Here is a 17,829-nt window from a genome sequence, read left to right as displayed (position 1 = left end):
ACTCGGTCGGTCCGACAACGCAGCAGACGTGCGTGCCAGGCGGCGCGAGCCAGGCGGGATTTGTCAGACAGGCCCTAAGGCGAAGTCAGCGTCGCCGGGAGACGGGTGGCGGTGAGCGCCGCGCGGAGGAGCTGGATGCCGTGGGCGGTGGTGGGGTCGAGGCCGGTGAGTTCGCGGATGCGCTGGATCCGGTACGTCAGCGACCGCCGGTGGATGTGGAGGGCCGCCGTCGTCCTCTGCCTGTCGAGCCCGCAGTCGAAGAGGACTTCGAGGGTGCGCTGCAGGTCGGTGCCGCGCTGCAGGGGCGCCAGCAGCTCGGTCAGCTTCCGCCGGACGGCGGGCTGACGGGCCACGGCCAGCTCGACGAGCAACTCGTCGGCACCGTACGGCCGGCTCTCCGCGTCCGGCATCGCGCAGACGAGAGCGAGTGACTGCCTGGCGTCGTGGACGGCCGCCGGGACGTCGTCCAGCGTCGCCCCGTGCGCCTCCGCCGCGCTCAGGCGCCGGCCCAGGGCATTCGCGAGGGACGTGACCAGACCGCGCGCCGTCGCTCGCGCCGCTGCGGCGCTCGCCTCGACGGGCAGCAGGACCAGCAGACCGCCCGACGCGTGATCGGCCTGCCACAACAGGCCGGGTACAGAGTCGAGTTGACCCGTGGGCAGGCCGCCCCGGAAGCTGCAGTCCGGCCCGTCGCCGCGGGGTTTGCACAGCAGTACGAGGTACCCGCTCGGCAGCTCCGTCCCCAGCGCGGAGGCCACGTCGTCCGCCGGCCTGCCCTGCGTCAGGCGGTCCATCAGCAACTGCCGTGCCTGCGAGCGGTCTCCTGCCGTTCCGCAGGCTCTCGCGTACGCGCTCTCGACGGTGCTCATGATGCGCGGGAGTTCCCTGACGCCCCACGCGGTGAAGGCTATGGACGCGCCGCCGTCGCCGGGCTCGATCATGGAAAGGCATTCGCGGAGACCCGTCGTATGGGCGACTTCGAAGCCCGCCCGGAGTTCACCGAGGGGAAACGACTTCATTCCTCTGTTCCGCCCCAGAATTCGGTACGGCTCGAGGTCGGCCTCCGTCAGCGGCTCGTCTTTCGCCGCCTGCTTCAGAACGGGCCGCCAGGTGTCGTGGATTTCGCCCAGAAGCGCGACCTGCCGGGTCGACGACAAGGCGCCGTAGAGGGGGACCTGCCGCACCATGGCGTTCCGCATCGCCAGGGCGGTGGAGTCGCGCCTGGCCGCCAGGCGCGCGAAGTAGCCCCTGTCCATCGTCACTCCCAGGTCGCGTTGCCAGAGCATCCCCCGGCGCTCGCGCGCAGGGACCCGAACCGTCCGATCCGCTTCACAGAGCCATGAAACCGGTTCCAGGGCGGGGAGCATACAGCCTCTGGGCCCCCTGTGTTCCACTCCGTCGGACACCCGGGGACCTCGACTCGGCCTGGCGGCACGCCCGTTCGGCCCGGCAGCGGCAGCCCCGGACCCGCAAGCCTCGGGACGCCGCCCCGGTCTGCGAGCCGCCCCCGGCTCACCACCGTTCCGAACGGTCGGCGTCCGCGATTCAGGATTACGAGTGGAAAGGGCGCCGCCGGGCTTTCGAGGCGTCACCTGAGAACCGGATCACGCCTTTTGCGGACCGTCGGACACTCATGGAATTCGGATGCACACACCAACGACCGACGCGATCCCCTCTCCTCTGTGACGGAGAGTTCGCGGCCGGTCACGAAACCGGGTCGCCGGGATGGGAAATCCGCGGGCCCGGAATTGCCTCCCGTGGCAAAAAACGGCCTCCGGAGCCGTGTTGCCCCCGGTAGATGTTGTGGGCGGTCTGGGCCCTCTGCTCGAATGTCCGGCGACGGGTTGCGGAGAGGCGCCCCGAACGGATCCGTACGACGTTCTGAACGAACAGTCGCGGGGGAAGAGTTCGGGCTGCCGGGCCGCCGGAGCCGCGGGGGCCGCCCCCGACGGGGAGACGCCACGCGCACGGCTCGTACACGCGGCCGGTCGCGAAGGGCGGATCGCGGGGGCGGCCGGGCCGGTTCCGGCGGCGCACCCCACGGCAGCGGCGCAGGACGGCCTGTCACGGCAGGATGGCGCGGCCCGTCCGCCTCCGGGTGCTGACCGGCCGGGACGCGGACGCCGCTGCCGGCGCCGTGCCGCACGCCGCCCGTGCGGCGCACGGCGGCCCGACCCGCCCTCTGCAACTACCCCTTTGACAGGGGCAGTTCGGATGCTCAGATCAGCGATCCGGCCGCCCGCCGAGCCGTAGCGGCACCCAGGCGGCCACGCCGAACGGAACCCCCCACACCACGACGGAGACCGATCATGCGCAAGGGAAGTCGCCGGCTGGCGACCGCCGCCTGCATACCGCTGACACTGCTGGCGCTGTCCGCCTGCGGACCCGGGAAGGACACGGACTCGGCCCGGAAGCCGGACTCCGCCTCCTCCGGTCAGAGCGACGCGCCGGGCAAGGCGGGCAAGACCACGGGCGAAGGAGGCGGAGAGCAGGGCCCGGCGGCGGACGAACCCGACGAGACCTCCGCGGACCTCCCCGCGGACGAGCCCGCGCCGGGGGGTCCGGGCGACGCGGTGACCTACGACGTGAGCGAGGCGGCCGAGTACGCCGAGCCGGTCTCCGTCGGGGTTGCCGCCTGGAACGACAGCCTCGAGAACGTCGAGATCCGCCCCGCGAAAGCCGGCGAGAAGGCGGACGTGCGGATCGTCGTCGAGGACGGGTGGCCCGAGGCCAGGACGAAGCCGCTGCAGATCGGCGCGGGGACGATCGTCATGGGCCGCGCGGCCCTCGACGCGGGGCACTCCTCCCCCCGGATCGCGGCCCACGAGTTCGGGCACATCCTGGGCCTGGACGACCGGCGGAACGAGGGCTGTTCCAGCCTGATGTCCGGCCACAAGGGCGGCAAGGACTGCCCGAGCTGGCACCCGGACTCCTCGGAGACGCGCGCGGCGGACGCCAACTTCGCCGAGAAGTAACGCCGGCCACGCCGAGCGGCAGGGGCGTTCGCGACGGGACGCGACGCGGTGCTGCCGGGTCCACCGGACCCGGCAGCACAGCACGTCAGAGGTAGCCGAACACCGACGGGAACGCGAGGGCGACGACCCAGGCCCACCCGGCGTACACCGGGAGGTAGCCCGTCTGCCAGCGCTCCAGCGCGGCGAACGGCGTGCGCCGGCGGACGAACCCCAGCATCAGCCAAGCCGACCAGGCGAGATTGGCCAGCAGGATGACGTTCTCACCCAGCGCGGCGGCCTTGTTGGGCGTGGTGCCGTACTCCGTGATGCGTCCGGTGATCTCCAGCAGCACCAGTACGTCGATGACGAGCGCGCTCACGACGAGAAGGAGCTGCAGCCTGTCGAAGACGCCGGGCGGCGCCAGCGGGTCGCGGGCGGAGAGCGAGTAGAGCAGCAGCCCCAGCACCACGGCCAGCAGCAGGTCGAACAGGATCAGCGCCTCCCGCTCGATGTCGATGCCCTCGCCCGTCCAGCCGAAGGCCACGAGGAAGGCGATCAGCACCACGGCGAACAGCGGGGTGAAGAGCCGAGCGAGCACCGGGGCCATGTTCTCGACGACGCTCTGCTTGGCCTCGACGAGCCACCCCGCCACCACCACGGCGGCCACGCCGCCGCACGGGACGAGCCACTGCCCGATGGCGTCCTCCGGGCTGATCCCGATGGCCTCGAAGGTCCCGAAGACGAAAGCGGTCAGCACCCCGCCACCAGCCGCGATGAGCGCCAGGTAGACGAACCATTCGCCGGTGAAGCGGATGAAGTCCATCCGCCGTCGTGACGAGCGCACGTCGTCGGAGACGTAGGCCAGCCCCACCACGAACCACAACGCGAGCGGAACGTGGATCGCGGTCAGCACCACCGACTGGGAGCTCTCCGCGAGCGGGTAGACGTTGGCCGCCAGGGCCCCGAGGGCGAACAGCCCCAGCAGCGCCCCGATGACGCCCCGCCCCGCCTGGCGGCGCCAGGCCAGGAGACTGGCCAGCCAGGGAAGCGTGAACAGGGCGATGTTGCGTCCGTAGAAGCCGCCGTCGTCGTCGAATCCGATCCCGGCCAGCTCGGGCACCTTCACGGACACGGCCGCACCGGCGGCGCAGACGACCATCGCGAGCATGTCGCGCCGCGACCGGGTGTCCGGGCCGGAGCCGTCCTCCTCGCCGGTGAGCACGAGCTGCTTCCACAGCCGTTCGGAGTGCTCTCGTGCGAACTCGCGGGACAGGTCGTCCAGGCCGCCCATCCGCTTGACCGCGACCAGGAACGCCTCGTCCGCGCGCAGGCCGAGTCCGGTCAACTCGTCGACGGAGCCCCGGAGATGGTCCTCGAGCTCTTCGGTGTCGGCCTTGCGCAACTCCGGGCGCCGCTCCGCGTACTGCCGCCACTGGGCGAACTGGGTCTCCAGCTCGTCGTGGCCGTCGGGCTCCGTCATGCCATGCCCTCCAGCGGTATCGCGGACAGCGTTCCGCCGCCGGGCCAGACCTGCTTGAGCGCCTCGACGACCGTGGCCCACTGGCGGCGCTGCTCCGCGAGTTCGGCGACGCCGCTGTCGGTGAGGCGGTAGTACTTGCGCCGCCGCTCCCCTTTGACCGACTGCCAGCTCGACTCCACGTGGCCGAGGCGCTCCAGCCTGTGCAGCAGCGGGTAGAGCAGCCCTTCGGTCCAGTCCAGCTCGCCGCCGGACAGCTCGCTGATCCGCCGGAGGATGGCGTAGCCGTAGCTCTCCCCCTCGGCCAGGATGCCGAGCACCATCGGCGTCGCCGAAGCGGCCACTAGATCCTTGGTGACTTTCACGAGACCTCCCTGCCTCCCCATACCTAGGTCCGTGATGCATAGTAGTCCTAGGTATTTTCGCGGCACAAGGAACACCGCCCGGCTGTTACGTCCTCGTCGAACTCCCACGTCAGATCCGGTGAGAGCAGCGACGGCGTGTTGGGAGGTGGGCCGCGAAAGCCGTCCACCCTGCGCCGAGACACGCCGTGAGCCGGCCCGAACGGGCGGCGGCGGCTTTCCGCAGAGCCGCCGTGGGTTACGGAACGAGCGGGAGGCGAAGGCTCAAGTCCCGCCCTGCACGGACGAGTCGACCCACCCGGGCATGGCCCTGCGTACGCGCGAAGCACGCCGGAACCTCCCCGTCATGGGAAGGGCCCGGCGTGCTCGGTTCTCGTTACTCGTGACTCGTGAGACTGGCGCGGTGCCGCCGTCAGCGACGGGGCGTGCACGGGCGTGGGCCGCCCGCGAGGGGAATGCCGGTGCGGCGGGACTGCTCGACGGACGCCGGCGAGTCCTCACTGCGTGCGGCCTCCGTCGGGATCTCGGGCTCCGCCGGGTCCGTCGGACGGTCCGCAGGGGGCGTGTAGCCCTCCAGCCGGGCGGTGCCCCACACGTACGGGTCGGCCTGCGCACTCCCGAAAGGCGACCAGGCGAGACGCGTCTGACCCGTCTTGTCCTTGGTGTCGGAGTCGTAGACCAGGATGTTCACGGCGAAGCGCTCCGGGTCGGCCGCCGCGGGCAGCTCCCCCAGCGGGATCTTCGCCTCGACCGTGTAGCCCCGGTACGGTTCGTCGACCTCCGCCGCGACACGCATCCCGGGAGCGGTCTCCCCCGCAGGCCCCTGGCGGTTGTCGGCGTCCCGCTCCGCGACGGGGCCGCCGCCCCCGGCCGTGAAGGGGAAGATGCCGGTCTTGAAGGTGACGGAGGTGTCGTCCGCGTCGCCGCGCGGGTCGATCGCGATCTCGACGGCGTCGGTCCGCCAGTGCCTCTTGGCGTCGTCCTCCTCCAGGTGCGTCCCGTCCCGGTCGTCCTTCACCGTGACGAGTACGAACAGGTCGTCGCCGTGCCTGGACATCTTCGCCGTCGCCGAGCAGTCCGCGTCCGTCGCCTCGTCGCCCTCCCAGTGCACGAGGTCCAACTGCGGGCCGGGGTACTCGCCGTCGCCCTCGACGCCGTTCAGCACGGGAGCCGCAGCGACCTCGGGAACGGTGGTCGACGGCGGATCCGGATAGTCCGGCTGCGCGCCGTTGGCCAGCCAGGGCAGGCCGACCCGTCGCGTCCAGCGGCGGAACTCCTCGTACACGGGCCGCAGTTCACCCTGGTCCTTCACCGGAGCCCTGACGGCGCGGCCCTTCTCCGCCAGCACGCTGAACCAGTCCGACCCCAGCTTCTCGGGGTCCGCCGGGACCTCCGGCGGCATCGCCGCCCAGCCCTGGCTGCGGTACATGCGGCTCGCGTCCCGTTCCACCTGCGCCCAGGACGTGCCGTGTTCGCGCGAGGCGTGGCCGGACCAGACACCCACGACAGGCAGGCCCGTGTCCGGATCGGTGTGCCGCTCCTCGGGCGCCTCCGGCCCCAGCAGATCCGAGAAGCCGTAGTTCTGCGCCAGCAGCCGCCGCGGCCGCCACGGCGCCAGCCCCTCGCACGTCAACTGCTCGGGGAACGCCTTGCGGTCGCCCGCGAGGAAGAACGCCTCGATGGCCAGGCGCGCCGCCATCTGGTGCGCGCCGTGCTGGTTGAAGGGGCGCGGGTCCATCGTCACGACGGTGTGCGGCGTCGCCATGCGGAACAGCCGGACCATGCGCTCCAGGGTGTCCCGCTCGTGCCAGATCCTCTCGGTCAGAGGGGCGGAGAGGGTGTACCAGAAGTCGGGCTTGTCGAGGTAGAAGATGTTCTCGATGCCGGCCAGCGCCGTCGCGGAGCGCTCCTCCTTCTCGCGCAGCACGCCGAGGGGCGCGCCCTCCTCCGGGCCCACCGCGTTCCCGCCGCCCTCTCCGCGGGTGACGGTGACGACGCCGGTACGCATCCCCCGGCGTTCGCGCCACAGACCGAACGTGGACAGGTTCCCCGCCTCGTCGTCCGGGTGAGCACTGACGAACAGGATGTCGTGGTGCGCGGGGTCGGGCCGGCCGCCTGCCGGACGCCGTTCGGCGGCTTGGGCGCCGGGAGCTCCCCCGACGAGCACCGCGCCCGCCAGGCCCGAAGCCATGGCGGCCGTCACATGCCGCCGGGAAGGCCCTGCCGCCTCGGCCTCGTCGTACGCGTCGACCATCTGAACCGCCTCTCTCAGCCCGCGGAACCGCACCGGCGGCAACTCTTCGCCATCCACCGCCCCATGGCAACCGTCCCGCGCGCCACTCCGCCGGCTCACCACGTCGGCCGACTCACCGCGTCCGCAGGCGAGTTCGGGGCAGCTTCAATGGAGGGGGCTACGGCGGCAGCGGCTTCGGGGTCAGCTTCCGGGGGCTTCGGGGAAGTCAGGTTCGGGGCAGCTTCCGGGGTTTCGGGGGCAGTCAGGTTCGGGGCAGTCAGGTTTCGGGGCAGTCAGGAGCATGGCTGGCATATGGCTTCGCCGGACGGCACTCGGCCCCGCCGGGCCGGAGCCCGGCGGGGCGGAGTGGGACCTGCCCCGAGCGGCCCCCGCCCCTTCCGAGGACGGAGGCCGCTCGGCGCCTCACGGTGTGCTCACGTCCCACTCTCTCCAGGAGGCGGTCGGCGAGCCGGGAAGTCCCCCATCAGGTCCAGGGGTTGGTGCAGGAACTCGACCACACGTGGCGGCTGATCTTGTTGTTGGCGTTCGCCCCGCCCGTGAAGGTGTTGTCGCGCAGGTCGTCGACGTAGAGCTCGCCGTGCGCCAGGCAGCCCACGCCGTTGCTGCCGCCCTGCGCACCCTGGTAGAGCAGGACGTTGTTGACGCCGCCCGCGTACGTGCCGGTGTTCAGCACCGACGTCGCCTTGTCGTTGTCCGAGCCTGTGAACGGCCCTGTGCCGTCGACCCAGTTGGAGTCGTTGCCCGAGGCCGCGCCGAGCAGCTCGCGGCAGTCCACCGCGTCGAACGCCCGGAAGTAGCCGTCGTCCTTGTGAGTCCGGTAGAGGGCGTCGCAGTTGGCCCCCGTGACCCGCTCGGGCGCCGCCTGGGCCGAGCCCGCGAACATGGTTCCCGCCGCCGCGGTGACTGCCGCGACCATCAGGAACGCACGGATTCTGCGCATGGTGTCTCCTTCGTTGGTTCTCCATGAGTGACCGGTCTGCCGGTCAATGAGGTCCGCATGACCGGGTCCGCCGGTCGTGCGGTCCGGGCGCGGTCGGTGCGCCCGGGGCCGGTTCAGTCGCGGCGGCCGAGCCGCTTCGCCTTCCGGAGAGCCGCGTGCTTCATCCGGTTGCTGGCGGCGATCTCGTCGGCGTAGCGGTCGCGTACGGGGTCTCCGTACGCGCGGTCCAGCCGCGACAGGGTGCTGGGGAGGCCGGTGCTGCGGGCGCAGTCGGCCTCCGCGACGGCCAACTCCACCTCGACGGCGTGAGCTTCGGACGCGCTGAGCCCCTTGACCCGCTCGTCCGCATGGGCGCGGGCCGCGCCCGGATCGTCGAAGTCGCGGCCCACCGCGTCGCGCATGCACCGGGACCACGCGTCGAGGCCCTTGGTGAAGCGCGGATCCCGCCTGAGCTTCGGCGTGTACACCGCGACGAGGTTCGCGGCGGTCTTGTCGGCGCGGAAGAAGGCTTCCGTGTCGCCGAACAGTTGCTGACGGGCGGAGTGGCGGCAGCCGCCGTCCAGGGATCTGACGGCGCCTCCGGCGGGCAGCCGCACGGAGAGCATCGGCGTCTTCGGCCCGCCGTCCAGCGCGTCGGAGAAGCGCTGGCGCTCCGAGGGGGAGAGACGCTCGCGGTAAGCGAGGTTCGGGTCGCGCTTCTTGTCGGCGAAGAACGCCTTCTTGAGGCGCCCTCCGTACCCGTGCTCACGCGCCCACCCGACGTCGTCCTGGACGAAGCGGTTCGAGAAGGCCCGGAGGGTGTCGGCGTCAGCCGGCGGCCCCACCCAGTAGCGGAAACCTTTGCGCTTCATGCAGCCCTGGATCAGGCGCTGTTCGGCCTGCTCGACGCGGGTCTGCTCGCTCCGGGTGAGGGCCCGGGACGGACCTTCGCCCTTGGCCGGCGGCGCCTGATTCTCCGGCGCCGAGCCCTCCGAGCAGCCGGTGAGCACCGTCAGGACCGCGACGGCTATGGCGGTCAGCGCAGTGGTGCGGCCTCGCATCGTTCCCCCGTGATTCCCCGTTGGCTGTTGGCTGTTAGCTGTTAGCTGTTAGCTGTTAGCAGTTAGCTGCTAGCTGTCGTCGGTTGACCGTTTGCTGTCATTTGTTATCTGTCATCCGTCAGCCGTTGGCTGTCAGCCGCCACCTGTCAGCTTTCGGCCGTTACCTGTCAGTCGTTGGCTGTCGGCCCTTGCCTGTCAGCCGTCCCCCGTTGGCTGTGCCAGCGTGACCGAGGCGCACCTATCGCCGCTACACGCTAAAAATCTCCTTTTATCCATTGATCGACGTACCGGACGGGCTGGTGAGGAGGGTGCGTCCGGCGGGCGTGATCGTGTGCAGCGTGTTCTTGCTGCGCCGCACGCTCAGCAGCAGGCCCGCCCGCCGCAGGACCGCGGTGTGGTAGCTGACGTCCTGCGCGGAGATGCTCAGCCGCTCGGCGAGTTCGCCGGTGGTACGCCCGTCCGTGAGGTCCTCCAGCACGGCGGCGCGGGTCCGGCCGATGAGGGCCGCCAGCTCGGCGCCCCCCGCGGTTGTCCCGGGCGTGCCCTTCCGGGACGCTGCGGCCCAGCCGAGCGTGTGCTGGATGGGATAGACGAGGGTCGGAGTCATGCGGGGGTCGGCCAGCGTGACGGGTCTTCGCGTGCAGAAAAAGGACGGCTGAAGCAGCAGCCCCCGCCCGTCGAGCTGCAGGACGCGCCGCACCGGATAGTCGGCCTCGAGCACGGGAGGCTTCCAGCGCAGGAGGGGCCTGAAGCTCGCCAGCAGCCCGTCGATACCGCCCTCCAGCAGCGCCCTGGTACGGATAGCGCGGTCGGCGTCCACCCGGGCCCGGATCTGCGGCCAGAAGGGGGCAAGGGCATGCCGGTGGTATCCGCACAGAGCTGCCCGCAGCCGGCCCAGTGCCGCCGTGTCCCCGGCGGCCAGGGCCCGCACGTCGGACGGCACCGGACGTAATCGGGGCCGTGAGACCGCCAGTCTCTCCAGGTCCTTCCGCAGGTCCGTCTTCGCCGTACCGAGCACGGTCTCCACCGCACTCGGCAGATCGAAGCGGCCCCCGAGGTCGGGGGTGAGGAAATCGGGCGAGTAGCCGGACGCGGGCAGCAGTTCGGCCAGCAGCCGGCTTGCCGCGGGCAGGGAGGGCCGGACTGACCGGCGCCACTCCGCGAACACCATGGGGGTTCCCCTGGCACCGAGAATCTGGAAGCTGTTGGTGATCTCCCAGAGCGGGTCGGGTTCGGCGGCTACACGGATACGTGTGATGTCCTCGCTGGTGAACTGCACCCGCAGCATGGGCTCTCCAATGACCGTCCGACGGCAGTGGGGAGCTGGGTTGCGGCGTCGCGGCCAGGGCTGCGTGCGGAAGCCGCGCCGGGCGCGATGCGGTACGGGACGAGGCCGCAGGGCGTGTCCGCGGGCTGCGGGACGGCGCGGTAGCCCCCCGTGAAGCCACGCCGTCCCTGTCGTGCGACGGCCGGTACATCCGCCGCGTCCCTGCCGGAAGCGGGTGATGCCCGCCCGCCACGCGCCAACGGTGCTGCAGAGCGCGTCGGGAAGCGTCAGCCGCGAAGATGCACGCGGACTGCTCCCCGGGGAGCAGAGCTCGGGCCGCCCGGGACGCCCAGGCCGCGGCGGCCCCCTGGACCGGTCACGACATGGGTTTCCTCAGCGGGCCGGCGGGTGCGGGACGACCGCCCCCCGTACGTGCGGACGCACCTGCCCCGCCCCTCCTCGCGTCCCCGTCCCCTGCCCCCGTGCCATCCCCGTGCCCCCGTGCCCAGTCGTCCTGGGTGATACCGGCTTCGTTCGCGGTGCCCGGCCGCTCTCAGGGCGGGGCGGCACCGGGAAGGTCCCCCGTGGCACGGCTCGGCGTCGTGCAGGTGACGTCCGGCGACCGCGCCGCGTCGTACTCGGCTGCGCACACACGCAGTTGGTTCATGACGCGACCCTATGCCGACGTGCCCCCGCCGGCCCCTCCCCACGAAGGACGTAGATCCCACGATTCCGGACTTCTCTCGGGCCCCCGACGGCAGCGTGCGATGCCTCCCCGTCCCACCAGAACCACCCGGTCGAACCTCACCGATCCCAGGGCCGCGAACTCACGGAACGCGAACTCCCCCGACCTCCTTGGAGATCAGGGGAGTTGACGATCCGACCGGAGGGGCGATTACGCCGCCACGGTCGCCGACTGCCCCTCAGGCCACGGCTGCGGCCGCGTCACGCTCGGGCTCCGCCTCGAATGAATCCAGGTCGAAGCTGCGCGCCCCCGCGAACTTCTCGCGGTCCAGGACCTTCTCCCGCGCAGCCACCAGCACCGGGACGACGGCCTGACCCGCCACGTTCGTCGCCGTGCGCCAACTATGTATGTTGGCCGGTGCGGTTGACCGACTGAGGGGGCACGTCATGGTCAAACCTAAGCGAGTTGGGATCTACGTCCGCATCAGCAAGGACCGCAAGGGCCAGGAGCTGGGCATCCAACGCCAGGAGAAGGCGTGCCGCGAACTCTGCGAGCGCCTGGGCTGGAGCGTACTGAAGGTCTACCCCGAGAACGACACGTCCGCGTCGACCACGGCCAAGAAGCAGCGGCCCATGTACACACAGATGTTGCGGGACGCCCGCGAAGGGCTCATCGACGGCATCGTCGTCTACTCCATCGACCGGCTCACGAGGCGGATCGCCGAGCTCACCTCGTTCCTGGAAGCTCAGAAGGAGCACGGCTTCCAGTTCGCCACGACAGAGGGTGAGGACACCGCGACGGCCAACGGCCGGATGGTGCTCACCATCAAGGGTGCGGTGGCCCAGCAGGAGACCGAGCGCATGTCGGAGCGCATCAACAGCTCCCTCCGGCAGCGACGGGAGAAGGGCAAGCCGCACGCCGGCGGGCCCCGAGTCTTCGGCTTCGAACCGGGCTCGAACTTCCAGCGCGTCGTGCCCGAAGAGGTGGAGTTGATCAGGCTGGGCTACCGGATGCTCATGGACCGCCAGACGACGGGCGACGTGGCCCGCGCATGGAACGCGGCGGGCTCCCGAACGGTTGGGGACACCGCCTGGTCGATCCAGAAGGTGAAGAGGGTCTACAGGTCCGAGCGGATCGGCGGCATCGTCACGTACAGAGGGGACAGCGTCGGCGACAGCATCTACCCGCACCCGCTGACTCGTGAGGAGTGGGAGAACGTGCAGACGGTTCTCGACAGCCGCAGCACCCCGGCCCGCAAGGGCTCCGGGAAGCGGAAGCACCTGTACTCAGGCTTTCTCAAATGCGGACACTGCGGCTCGGTCATGAGCGTTCAGTGGGCGACGATCCAGGGCCGGACCTTCCGCCGGACCTTCTGCAACTCCAGTCAGGTGGGCGCTGTCGGCCAGCTGGGCTGCGGCAAGGTCAACCGCTCGTACGCGTGGATCGAGGAGCGCTTGAACGAGCTCGTCGAGGCAGCCCTTCGGAGGCGCAAGCCCACGCCTCCCGCTGCATCGGACGAAGACTTCAGTGACGCCATCAACGTCCTGGAAGAACGCATCCGCAACCTGCGCAGGCGGTGGAAGGAGGGAGCGCTGGACGACGAGGACTACTTCGACTCGCTGTCGCATCTCAGGTCAGAGCTGGACTCGCTGCGAGCCAGTGAGTCGGCCGCTGTTGTTCGGCAGTCCCGCACCGAGAAGGACGCGCTGGCAGTGTGGCAGGACGACGACATGACGAATCTCGAGCGACGCCGTGCGATCGTGAGCTCGGTGATCCGCGAGGTCTCCGTGTACAGCGTCGGAAGGGGTCGCAGGAAGCCTCCCGAACTGGACTCCATCAAGGTCACGCCGATCGGCGATGAGCCTCAGGGACCCACCGGGTAGGTTCGTCGCCTCGATCGGCGAGGTAGCCATCCACGACTGCCGCCATGCGTTCGTCGTAGTCCTCCGGCGGAACCCATCGGTCGAGAATGGCCGATATCCACGCGGCGGACGCAGTCTCATCAAGTTCGGTCAACGGCGGCCACCCGGTTCGTCGGCCGCTGCTTCTCGCGCCACCTCGCGGTTCTGCTGGAGGTCTGCGGCTATGCCAGCCGCAATGAGAGCGGCTCCAGGGCTGTGCCCGGATCCGACGTAGCGCCAACTCGAGTCCGTGACGGTGCCTTCGTCACTGTCACCGCTGTCGAGCACGCCCTGCTGGTGACGGGCTCGTTCCTCACGTAGGGCGGCATAAGTCGTGGAGTACGCACGGGACTTGGTGAGGATGTGGCCCCGATAGCCGAGCGAGTGCGTCCATGCCCTCAGCCGCAGCTCGCTGAGCTCAGGCAACCCTCCGAGACGCCAGCATGTCGACATGAGCAGGCGGACATGAGGGGAGACAGACGCACACAGGATGTCTTCTCTGCTAGTCACGCGGTGGTCGAGACCGGCATGAGTCTCGGCGGCACCCTTCGTAACGTACTTGGCCACGTAAGCGGCCACGGCGTCGTCGGTCAGCCCGTCTGCCGTGTCGAAGCTCCGAAGCGGCCGGACGTCGAGCTGGGAGCCCCAGCGCAGTTGGTGCTCACCCAAAGCAGGGGCGAAGTCCGTCTTGAGCCGGACGGCAGCAGCCGCGGAGACGACGCACTCCCTCAACGCTCCTGCTGAAAGCCATAGCGGCGGCGGATCGTCAGGACCCGAGGGGCCATCGACGCGGAGCACGGCGTGCACATGAACCGCCGCGCGCCGCTGATACTCGGCGACCTTGGCGTACGAGAGGCGTACCGCCCGACGGAGTCCGCTGCGTGTGCGCCCGCTCCTGGCGGCCAGGTGGTTGTAGAGGTTGTCGGTGAACGCCTTCCACAGCCGTCCGGCGTTGGCGTGCCAGAGGACATGCGCCGGATAGTCGTAGCAGTCCCTGCAGAGCGGCTGTCCCACGGCGGAGTCAGCGGAGTCGTGCACGTCAAGGCAGCCACGGGCGCGCCCGTGCTCGCACAGCGCAGTCGCCCGCCAGGGCCGGCACGGTCGTCCGTCACTGACCCGATGCACCGGGCCGAACCCGGGCGCGGTGAGCGTGATGAAGAGCCGAGGGTGATCCCGTACGTCCTCCGGCACCGACTTGCCCCCGAGAAGGCCGGCGCTAACGAGGTGGAACGTGTCGCCGGCGTGGAGCCGCGAACAGGGCGGGCATACGGAGTCGCGTCGATTGCGGCACCTGACGAGGAGGCGTTCCCCGAGTTCCTCGGATGTGTCGTAGTGGTGGAGCAACTCTCCGGAGGAGGCGTCACGGGTGCTGGTGGAGCCGGTCAGATGTATGGGGTGGGCGCAGCCGCCTGTGGCGGTGACTTGTGCCAACCACCCGTCGAACAAGGGGTGTTGAGCGAGTCCTATGACTTCTTGGTCGATCGGGGGAAGCCGACGAAGACGCGCCGCACGCTCCAGCACGGCGCGTCCGTCGGCCGAGGTGATCTCGGCGGGAATGGTGGTGGGTCCCTTCCAGGGTGGGCCGCCGAAGCGGCTTGGGAGCTCCCCCGGGGCGAAGTCCCGAGGGGACGGATGGATGAGGCTGGGTGCGGTGCGTCCATGCGGTCACTCCTTTCTGATGGCGGTTGTCGGGGCTCAGCGGACCATTCCGGCTCCCCGGCAGACTCGGCACCGGCGGCGTCGGCCGGTCCATGTGGTGCGGTTCCCTTCGCCCTTGCAGTGGGGGCATCTCACGCGTCGCATCGGCATCAGGCAGGCCCCCTCTCAGTCACCGATGAAGCCGCCGAGCAGCCAGTTCACGAGGCCGACCACGGCCCAGCCGATGGGTGTCATGGCTGTGTAGAAGCCGAACAAGCCGATGATCACGGCTTCCCAGGCGCGTACATCGCGACCGCGGACAAGCAGGACGGTGATGATGCCGAGGACCACCACGAGCGGCATGGCGGTGCTCATTCCGCACCTCCCTTGGCTGCCGCCACCTTCGTGAGGCACAGCAGCGCCGGGGCGCTTTCGGCATGGCGCGATGCCGTGTCCCTGGCTTCGGCAGGGGTCGTCAGGTGCGAGCGTCCTCGAACCCAGCCACCGGAGTCAGAGGCCATGACCGCGACACCCTGTTCGCTCGCCTCGATGCTCTGTGCCACGACGACGGCATCCTTGTGGATGTCCCCCAGGGTCATCTCCGCGGTCGCGCCGTCATTCACGCGGTGGCAGATCCGGCCGCCGAGCTGAGCACGAAGGGCAGTCACGCCGGGGCCCAGGTCCGAACCGACTCTCTGGCCGGCCACGACGAGGTAGACACCCAGCGCGGCACCGAGTTGGGCCAAGCGCAGGAGGTAGGTCGAGCATTGCTCAGCCTCGGCCTTGTCCTCCTTGGAACCGTTGCTCAGGTACAACTCGGCCAGCTCGTCGACGAGCACCACCACCGGGACGGGACGCTCTTCCTCGTCCAGTTCCCAGATGGAACGGGCCGCTGCCAAACGGCAGTTGTGCATTCGCTCTTGAAGCTCTGTCACGAGCCCGCCGAGCACTGTTACCGCCTCGCTCCTGGAGGTCGCCAGCGCCGCAAGGCGTTCACCGAAGAGCCCAAGCTCCATCCCGCCCTTGCAGTCGATCCCGACGAGGGCGACAGGCTGCGGAGCGAGCTGCGTGACGAGCCGCGCCAGGAGCGTGGACTTGCCGGATCGTGTCGCGCCGACGATGAGCCAGTGTGGGATGCGCCGGAAGTCCAGGACCCAGGTTCCACCGGTCTCCAGCGCTCCGACCACAGCGGAGAGCAGCACCCACCCGTCCCCAGACGGAGAGATGAAGGGCTTCTCCAGGGGATCGCGGGCCGTCACGCTGATGACGACCTCTCCCCGCTCCGGAGCAACGATGCGCACGGCGTACACGCGCCAGGCGTGCGCCAGAGCCTCGGCAGCCTCCAGAAACGGTGCCGGAGTCTGTCCGGGACGAAGCCGAGCCCTCAGCACCAGGCCGCCGGGTACCGGACGCGGGAAGGTGATCCGAGGAGCCTGTCGCCGAAGCGGCATCCCCTTGACTGCCATGTCCCCGACGACGCGCCGGGAACTGCCGTAGGAAACGCTCAGGTCGTTGATCAGCGCCACCTTGCGCCAGGTGGACACGATCCTGAGAAGCGTTCGCGGGTACCCGGTCAAGTACCATTGCCAGTCCGGACGCTGGCTCCTTAACCGGTCACCGAGGACGAGGAACCAGGCCAGTAGGGCCAGCGCGAAGGCAAGCAGGATGGGCCGTTCCATCAGACGCCCCCGCCCTTCGCGCTGACCGGCGAGGCCGGAACCGGCGTGATGGCAGATGCCCGGAAGCTGATGCCGTGCCGGTCCCCCATCGACCACGCGAAGGCTTCCAGGCCCGTCAACCGGACCTCGGCACCTTCAATGACGCCCTTCGGCTCCCCAGATACAGCGACCTCGATCACCGAAACCCGCCGACCGTCCTGACGCACCATCACCGCGACGGTGTAGACCGTGTTGCCGTCTCGGTCCTTCTTGACCTCCTGAGTCTCGTAGTTGCTGAGCTTCTTCTCCGGCGCGACGGCGCACCGGAGCACGCCGAGCCGGGATACGTCCACAGGTATGGACTGCATGGTTGTTGGCCTCCCTGGCCATCAGACGTCATTGGCTGACGTCACTCGTACTGACGAGTGACGACTATGCACGTCTTGACGGCTGAGCGCAACAACTTATGCTGACGAGTGACGTGAGGCTCACGAGTAGCGGTTCGGGACCGCACTCAACGGACCGGCCGTACGCACAAGCCGAAGAGAGGCATCTGCCATGGCAGAGATCCAGCGCCCTGGGGCGCTCTACCGCCAGGTCGCCGCGGCGATCCGCGACGGCATTGCGGGCGGCGAATACCCGTCGGGCACCCCGCTGCCGTCCGAGTCTCAACTCATCGACCGCTACCAGGTCTCCCGCCCGACCGTGCGCAATGCCATCGCTGCTCTACGGGCGGAAGGACTCATCGAAGTCATCCATGGCAAGGGCAGCTTCGTCCGCAGCGCACCGGTCTCGAGCATCACGGTCGACCGCACCGTTACGCGAGACTGCAAGGGCAACTTCTACGCTGGCTTCGAAGCCTGGAAGCTCCTCGAAGAGCCCAGCGTGTCCCGATCCCACACGGACTCCGCCAGCGCACCACTGCTCGAACTGGATGAGGGAGAGGCGGTGTTCGTCGTCGACCGCCTCTGGGAGATCACGGGCGCCGGCGTGCGCCTCGCACATCGGATCCTGATCCCCTTCGCGACCGCCGAGAACACCGAGCTTGCCGAGAGCCCGGACACCGACCCCGCACGCGCCTACGCGATCCTCGCGGAGTCCGGTCACGAACTCGCCTGGTCAGAGAGGGCGAGCGCACGGATGCCTCTCCCCGACGAGCGCGCAGCCCTGCAGCTCCCCGACGCAACCCCGGTGCTGCACACCACGCGCATCACCTACGGCCGCGAGAACCGCCCACTGCTCCTCGAAGAACTCCGAACCAACGGCAACCTCGCGCAGGCGGCTTACCGGATCACTGCCACAACGCCGCGCCAACTCGCCGCAGTCCCGGACTGACGGCCCAGCTTGTCGAAACTCTTCTTCACTTCCTCAAGGGCTCGCTCCGCTCGCCGCGCGGCCCGGCTCGCCGCCGGGCCGACGCTCATGTCTCCGCCCCGCTCCGGCCCGGCCGCCGGGACCACGCGCGGATGCGACCCGGAAGAGGGGAAGGGTGCCGGCGGGGTCGGTCGGTTCCGCGGCTTTAGGCAGCCACCTTAGGGCGAGCCTCGAAGATCAGGGGCTCACTTCGGGCTATTGCGGGCAGGTCAGGAGACTGCCCGAGTCGCGGAAAGCTTACGAGCCCCTGATCTCTCGCCCCAAGGCAGCTCCAGCCCA

The 17,829-nt window shown here is 69.8% G+C and carries 14 protein-coding genes and 1 pseudogene; 3 read left to right on the top strand and 12 right to left on the bottom strand.

What is annotated here, in order from left to right:
* Positions 1-74 precede the first annotated feature (74 nt).
* The gene (locus tag IEY56_RS24350; RefSeq protein ID WP_189039416.1) at positions 75-1,286 is read right to left on the bottom strand and encodes a PucR family transcriptional regulator; all 1,212 of its coding nucleotides are present in this window, start codon (positions 1,284-1,286) and stop codon (positions 75-77) included.
* Positions 1,287-2,309: 1,023 nt separating this feature from the next.
* On the opposite strand from IEY56_RS24350, the gene IEY56_RS24345 reads away from it, so the two are divergent.
* The gene (locus tag IEY56_RS24345; protein ID WP_189039415.1) at positions 2,310-2,975 is read left to right on the top strand and encodes a snapalysin family zinc-dependent metalloprotease; all 666 of its coding nucleotides are present in this window, start codon (positions 2,310-2,312) and stop codon (positions 2,973-2,975) included.
* A gap of 85 nt (positions 2,976-3,060) precedes the next feature.
* Here IEY56_RS24345 and IEY56_RS24340 read toward each other — a convergent pair whose 3' ends face one another.
* The 7 genes and pseudogenes from IEY56_RS24340 to IEY56_RS24310 all read right to left on the bottom strand — a co-directional run.
* The gene (locus tag IEY56_RS24340; RefSeq protein WP_189039414.1) at positions 3,061-4,434 is read right to left on the bottom strand and encodes a permease prefix domain 1-containing protein; all 1,374 of its coding nucleotides are present in this window, start codon (positions 4,432-4,434) and stop codon (positions 3,061-3,063) included.
* A complete protein-coding gene (locus IEY56_RS24335) occupies positions 4,431-4,796 on the bottom strand; it encodes a PadR family transcriptional regulator (RefSeq protein WP_189039413.1) in 366 nt (121 codons plus the stop codon). Before IEY56_RS24335 ends, IEY56_RS24340 begins: the two co-directional genes overlap by 4 nt.
* Before the next feature lie 409 nt (positions 4,797-5,205).
* Positions 5,206-7,047 carry a sugar-binding protein gene (locus IEY56_RS24330; RefSeq protein ID WP_189039412.1) on the bottom strand — a complete coding sequence of 614 codons (1,842 nt, stop codon included), beginning with the start codon at positions 7,045-7,047 and terminating at the stop codon, positions 5,206-5,208.
* Between the two features lie 463 nt (positions 7,048-7,510).
* Complete coding sequence (locus IEY56_RS24325; RefSeq protein ID WP_189039411.1) at positions 7,511-7,987, bottom strand: hypothetical protein; 477 nt, start codon at positions 7,985-7,987, stop codon at positions 7,511-7,513.
* Positions 7,988-8,100: 113 nt separating this feature from the next.
* Positions 8,101-9,027: a hypothetical protein gene (locus tag IEY56_RS24320; protein WP_189039410.1), complete on the bottom strand. Its 927-nt coding sequence runs from the start codon at positions 9,025-9,027 to the stop codon at positions 8,101-8,103.
* Positions 9,028-9,295: 268 nt separating this feature from the next.
* Complete coding sequence (locus IEY56_RS24315) at positions 9,296-10,315, bottom strand: ArsR/SmtB family transcription factor (RefSeq protein WP_189039409.1); 1,020 nt, start codon at positions 10,313-10,315, stop codon at positions 9,296-9,298.
* An 874-nt stretch (positions 10,316-11,189) separates the two neighbouring features.
* Positions 11,190-11,376 (bottom strand): annotated as a pseudogene (locus tag IEY56_RS24310) (dicarboxylate/amino acid:cation symporter); the annotation flags it as partial.
* Positions 11,377-11,425: 49 nt separating this feature from the next.
* On the opposite strand from IEY56_RS24310, the gene IEY56_RS24305 reads away from it, so the two are divergent.
* Positions 11,426-12,862, top strand: coding sequence for a recombinase family protein (locus tag IEY56_RS24305; RefSeq protein ID WP_189039408.1), 1,437 nt, complete (start codon positions 11,426-11,428; stop codon positions 12,860-12,862).
* 129 nt (positions 12,863-12,991) lie between these two features.
* Here the strand turns inward: IEY56_RS24305 and IEY56_RS24300 are convergent, their stop codons facing one another.
* The 4 genes from IEY56_RS24300 to IEY56_RS24285 all read right to left on the bottom strand — a co-directional run bounded on the left by IEY56_RS24300 (position 12,992) and on the right by IEY56_RS24285 (position 16,544).
* The gene (locus tag IEY56_RS24300; protein WP_189039407.1) at positions 12,992-14,401 is read right to left on the bottom strand and encodes a replication initiator; all 1,410 of its coding nucleotides are present in this window, start codon (positions 14,399-14,401) and stop codon (positions 12,992-12,994) included.
* A gap of 303 nt (positions 14,402-14,704) precedes the next feature.
* On the bottom strand, positions 14,705-14,893 hold the full coding sequence (locus tag IEY56_RS24295) for a hypothetical protein (RefSeq protein WP_189039406.1): 189 nt from the start codon (positions 14,891-14,893) through the stop codon (positions 14,705-14,707).
* Positions 14,890-16,197, bottom strand: a complete 1,308-nt coding sequence (locus tag IEY56_RS24290; protein ID WP_189039405.1) for an FtsK/SpoIIIE domain-containing protein — start codon at positions 16,195-16,197, stop codon at positions 14,890-14,892. The genes IEY56_RS24295 and IEY56_RS24290 overlap by 4 nt, the downstream gene beginning before the upstream one ends.
* The gene (locus tag IEY56_RS24285) at positions 16,197-16,544 is read right to left on the bottom strand and encodes an SCO3933 family regulatory protein (RefSeq protein ID WP_189039404.1); all 348 of its coding nucleotides are present in this window, start codon (positions 16,542-16,544) and stop codon (positions 16,197-16,199) included. The genes IEY56_RS24290 and IEY56_RS24285 overlap by 1 nt, the downstream gene beginning before the upstream one ends.
* A 190-nt stretch (positions 16,545-16,734) precedes the next feature.
* Between IEY56_RS24285 and IEY56_RS24280 the strand changes: the two genes are divergently transcribed.
* Positions 16,735-17,511, top strand: a complete 777-nt coding sequence (locus IEY56_RS24280) for a GntR family transcriptional regulator (RefSeq protein ID WP_189039403.1) — start codon at positions 16,735-16,737, stop codon at positions 17,509-17,511.
* The last annotated feature ends 318 nt before the right edge of the window (positions 17,512-17,829 follow it).

This window comes from Streptomyces daqingensis (assembly GCF_014645895.1).
GTDB lineage: Bacteria > Actinomycetota > Actinomycetes > Streptomycetales > Streptomycetaceae > Streptomyces > Streptomyces daqingensis.
This window is presented reverse-complemented; position numbering and strand designations above follow the sequence as displayed.

Bases quoted from the DNA above. Each gene is read 5' to 3' on its own strand.
- IEY56_RS24350 (WP_189039416.1), bottom strand. From the start codon at position 1,286: ATGCTCTGGCAACGCGACCTGGGAGTGACGATGGACAGGGGCTACTTC.
- IEY56_RS24345 (WP_189039415.1), top strand. From the start codon at position 2,310: ATGCGCAAGGGAAGTCGCCGGCTGGCGACCGCCGCCTGCATACCGCTG.
- IEY56_RS24340 (WP_189039414.1), bottom strand. From the start codon at position 4,434: ATGACGGAGCCCGACGGCCACGACGAGCTGGAGACCCAGTTCGCCCAG.
- IEY56_RS24330 (WP_189039412.1), bottom strand. From the start codon at position 7,047: ATGGTCGACGCGTACGACGAGGCCGAGGCGGCAGGGCCTTCCCGGCGG.
- IEY56_RS24325 (WP_189039411.1), bottom strand. From the start codon at position 7,987: ATGCGCAGAATCCGTGCGTTCCTGATGGTCGCGGCAGTCACCGCGGCG.
- IEY56_RS24320 (WP_189039410.1), bottom strand. From the start codon at position 9,027: ATGCGAGGCCGCACCACTGCGCTGACCGCCATAGCCGTCGCGGTCCTG.
- IEY56_RS24315 (WP_189039409.1), bottom strand. From the start codon at position 10,315: ATGCTGCGGGTGCAGTTCACCAGCGAGGACATCACACGTATCCGTGTA.
- IEY56_RS24305 (WP_189039408.1), top strand. From the start codon at position 11,426: ATGGTCAAACCTAAGCGAGTTGGGATCTACGTCCGCATCAGCAAGGAC.
- IEY56_RS24295 (WP_189039406.1), bottom strand. From the start codon at position 14,893: ATGAGCACCGCCATGCCGCTCGTGGTGGTCCTCGGCATCATCACCGTC.
- IEY56_RS24290 (WP_189039405.1), bottom strand. From the start codon at position 16,197: ATGGAACGGCCCATCCTGCTTGCCTTCGCGCTGGCCCTACTGGCCTGG.
- IEY56_RS24285 (WP_189039404.1), bottom strand. From the start codon at position 16,544: ATGCAGTCCATACCTGTGGACGTATCCCGGCTCGGCGTGCTCCGGTGC.
- IEY56_RS24280 (WP_189039403.1), top strand. From the start codon at position 16,735: ATGGCAGAGATCCAGCGCCCTGGGGCGCTCTACCGCCAGGTCGCCGCG.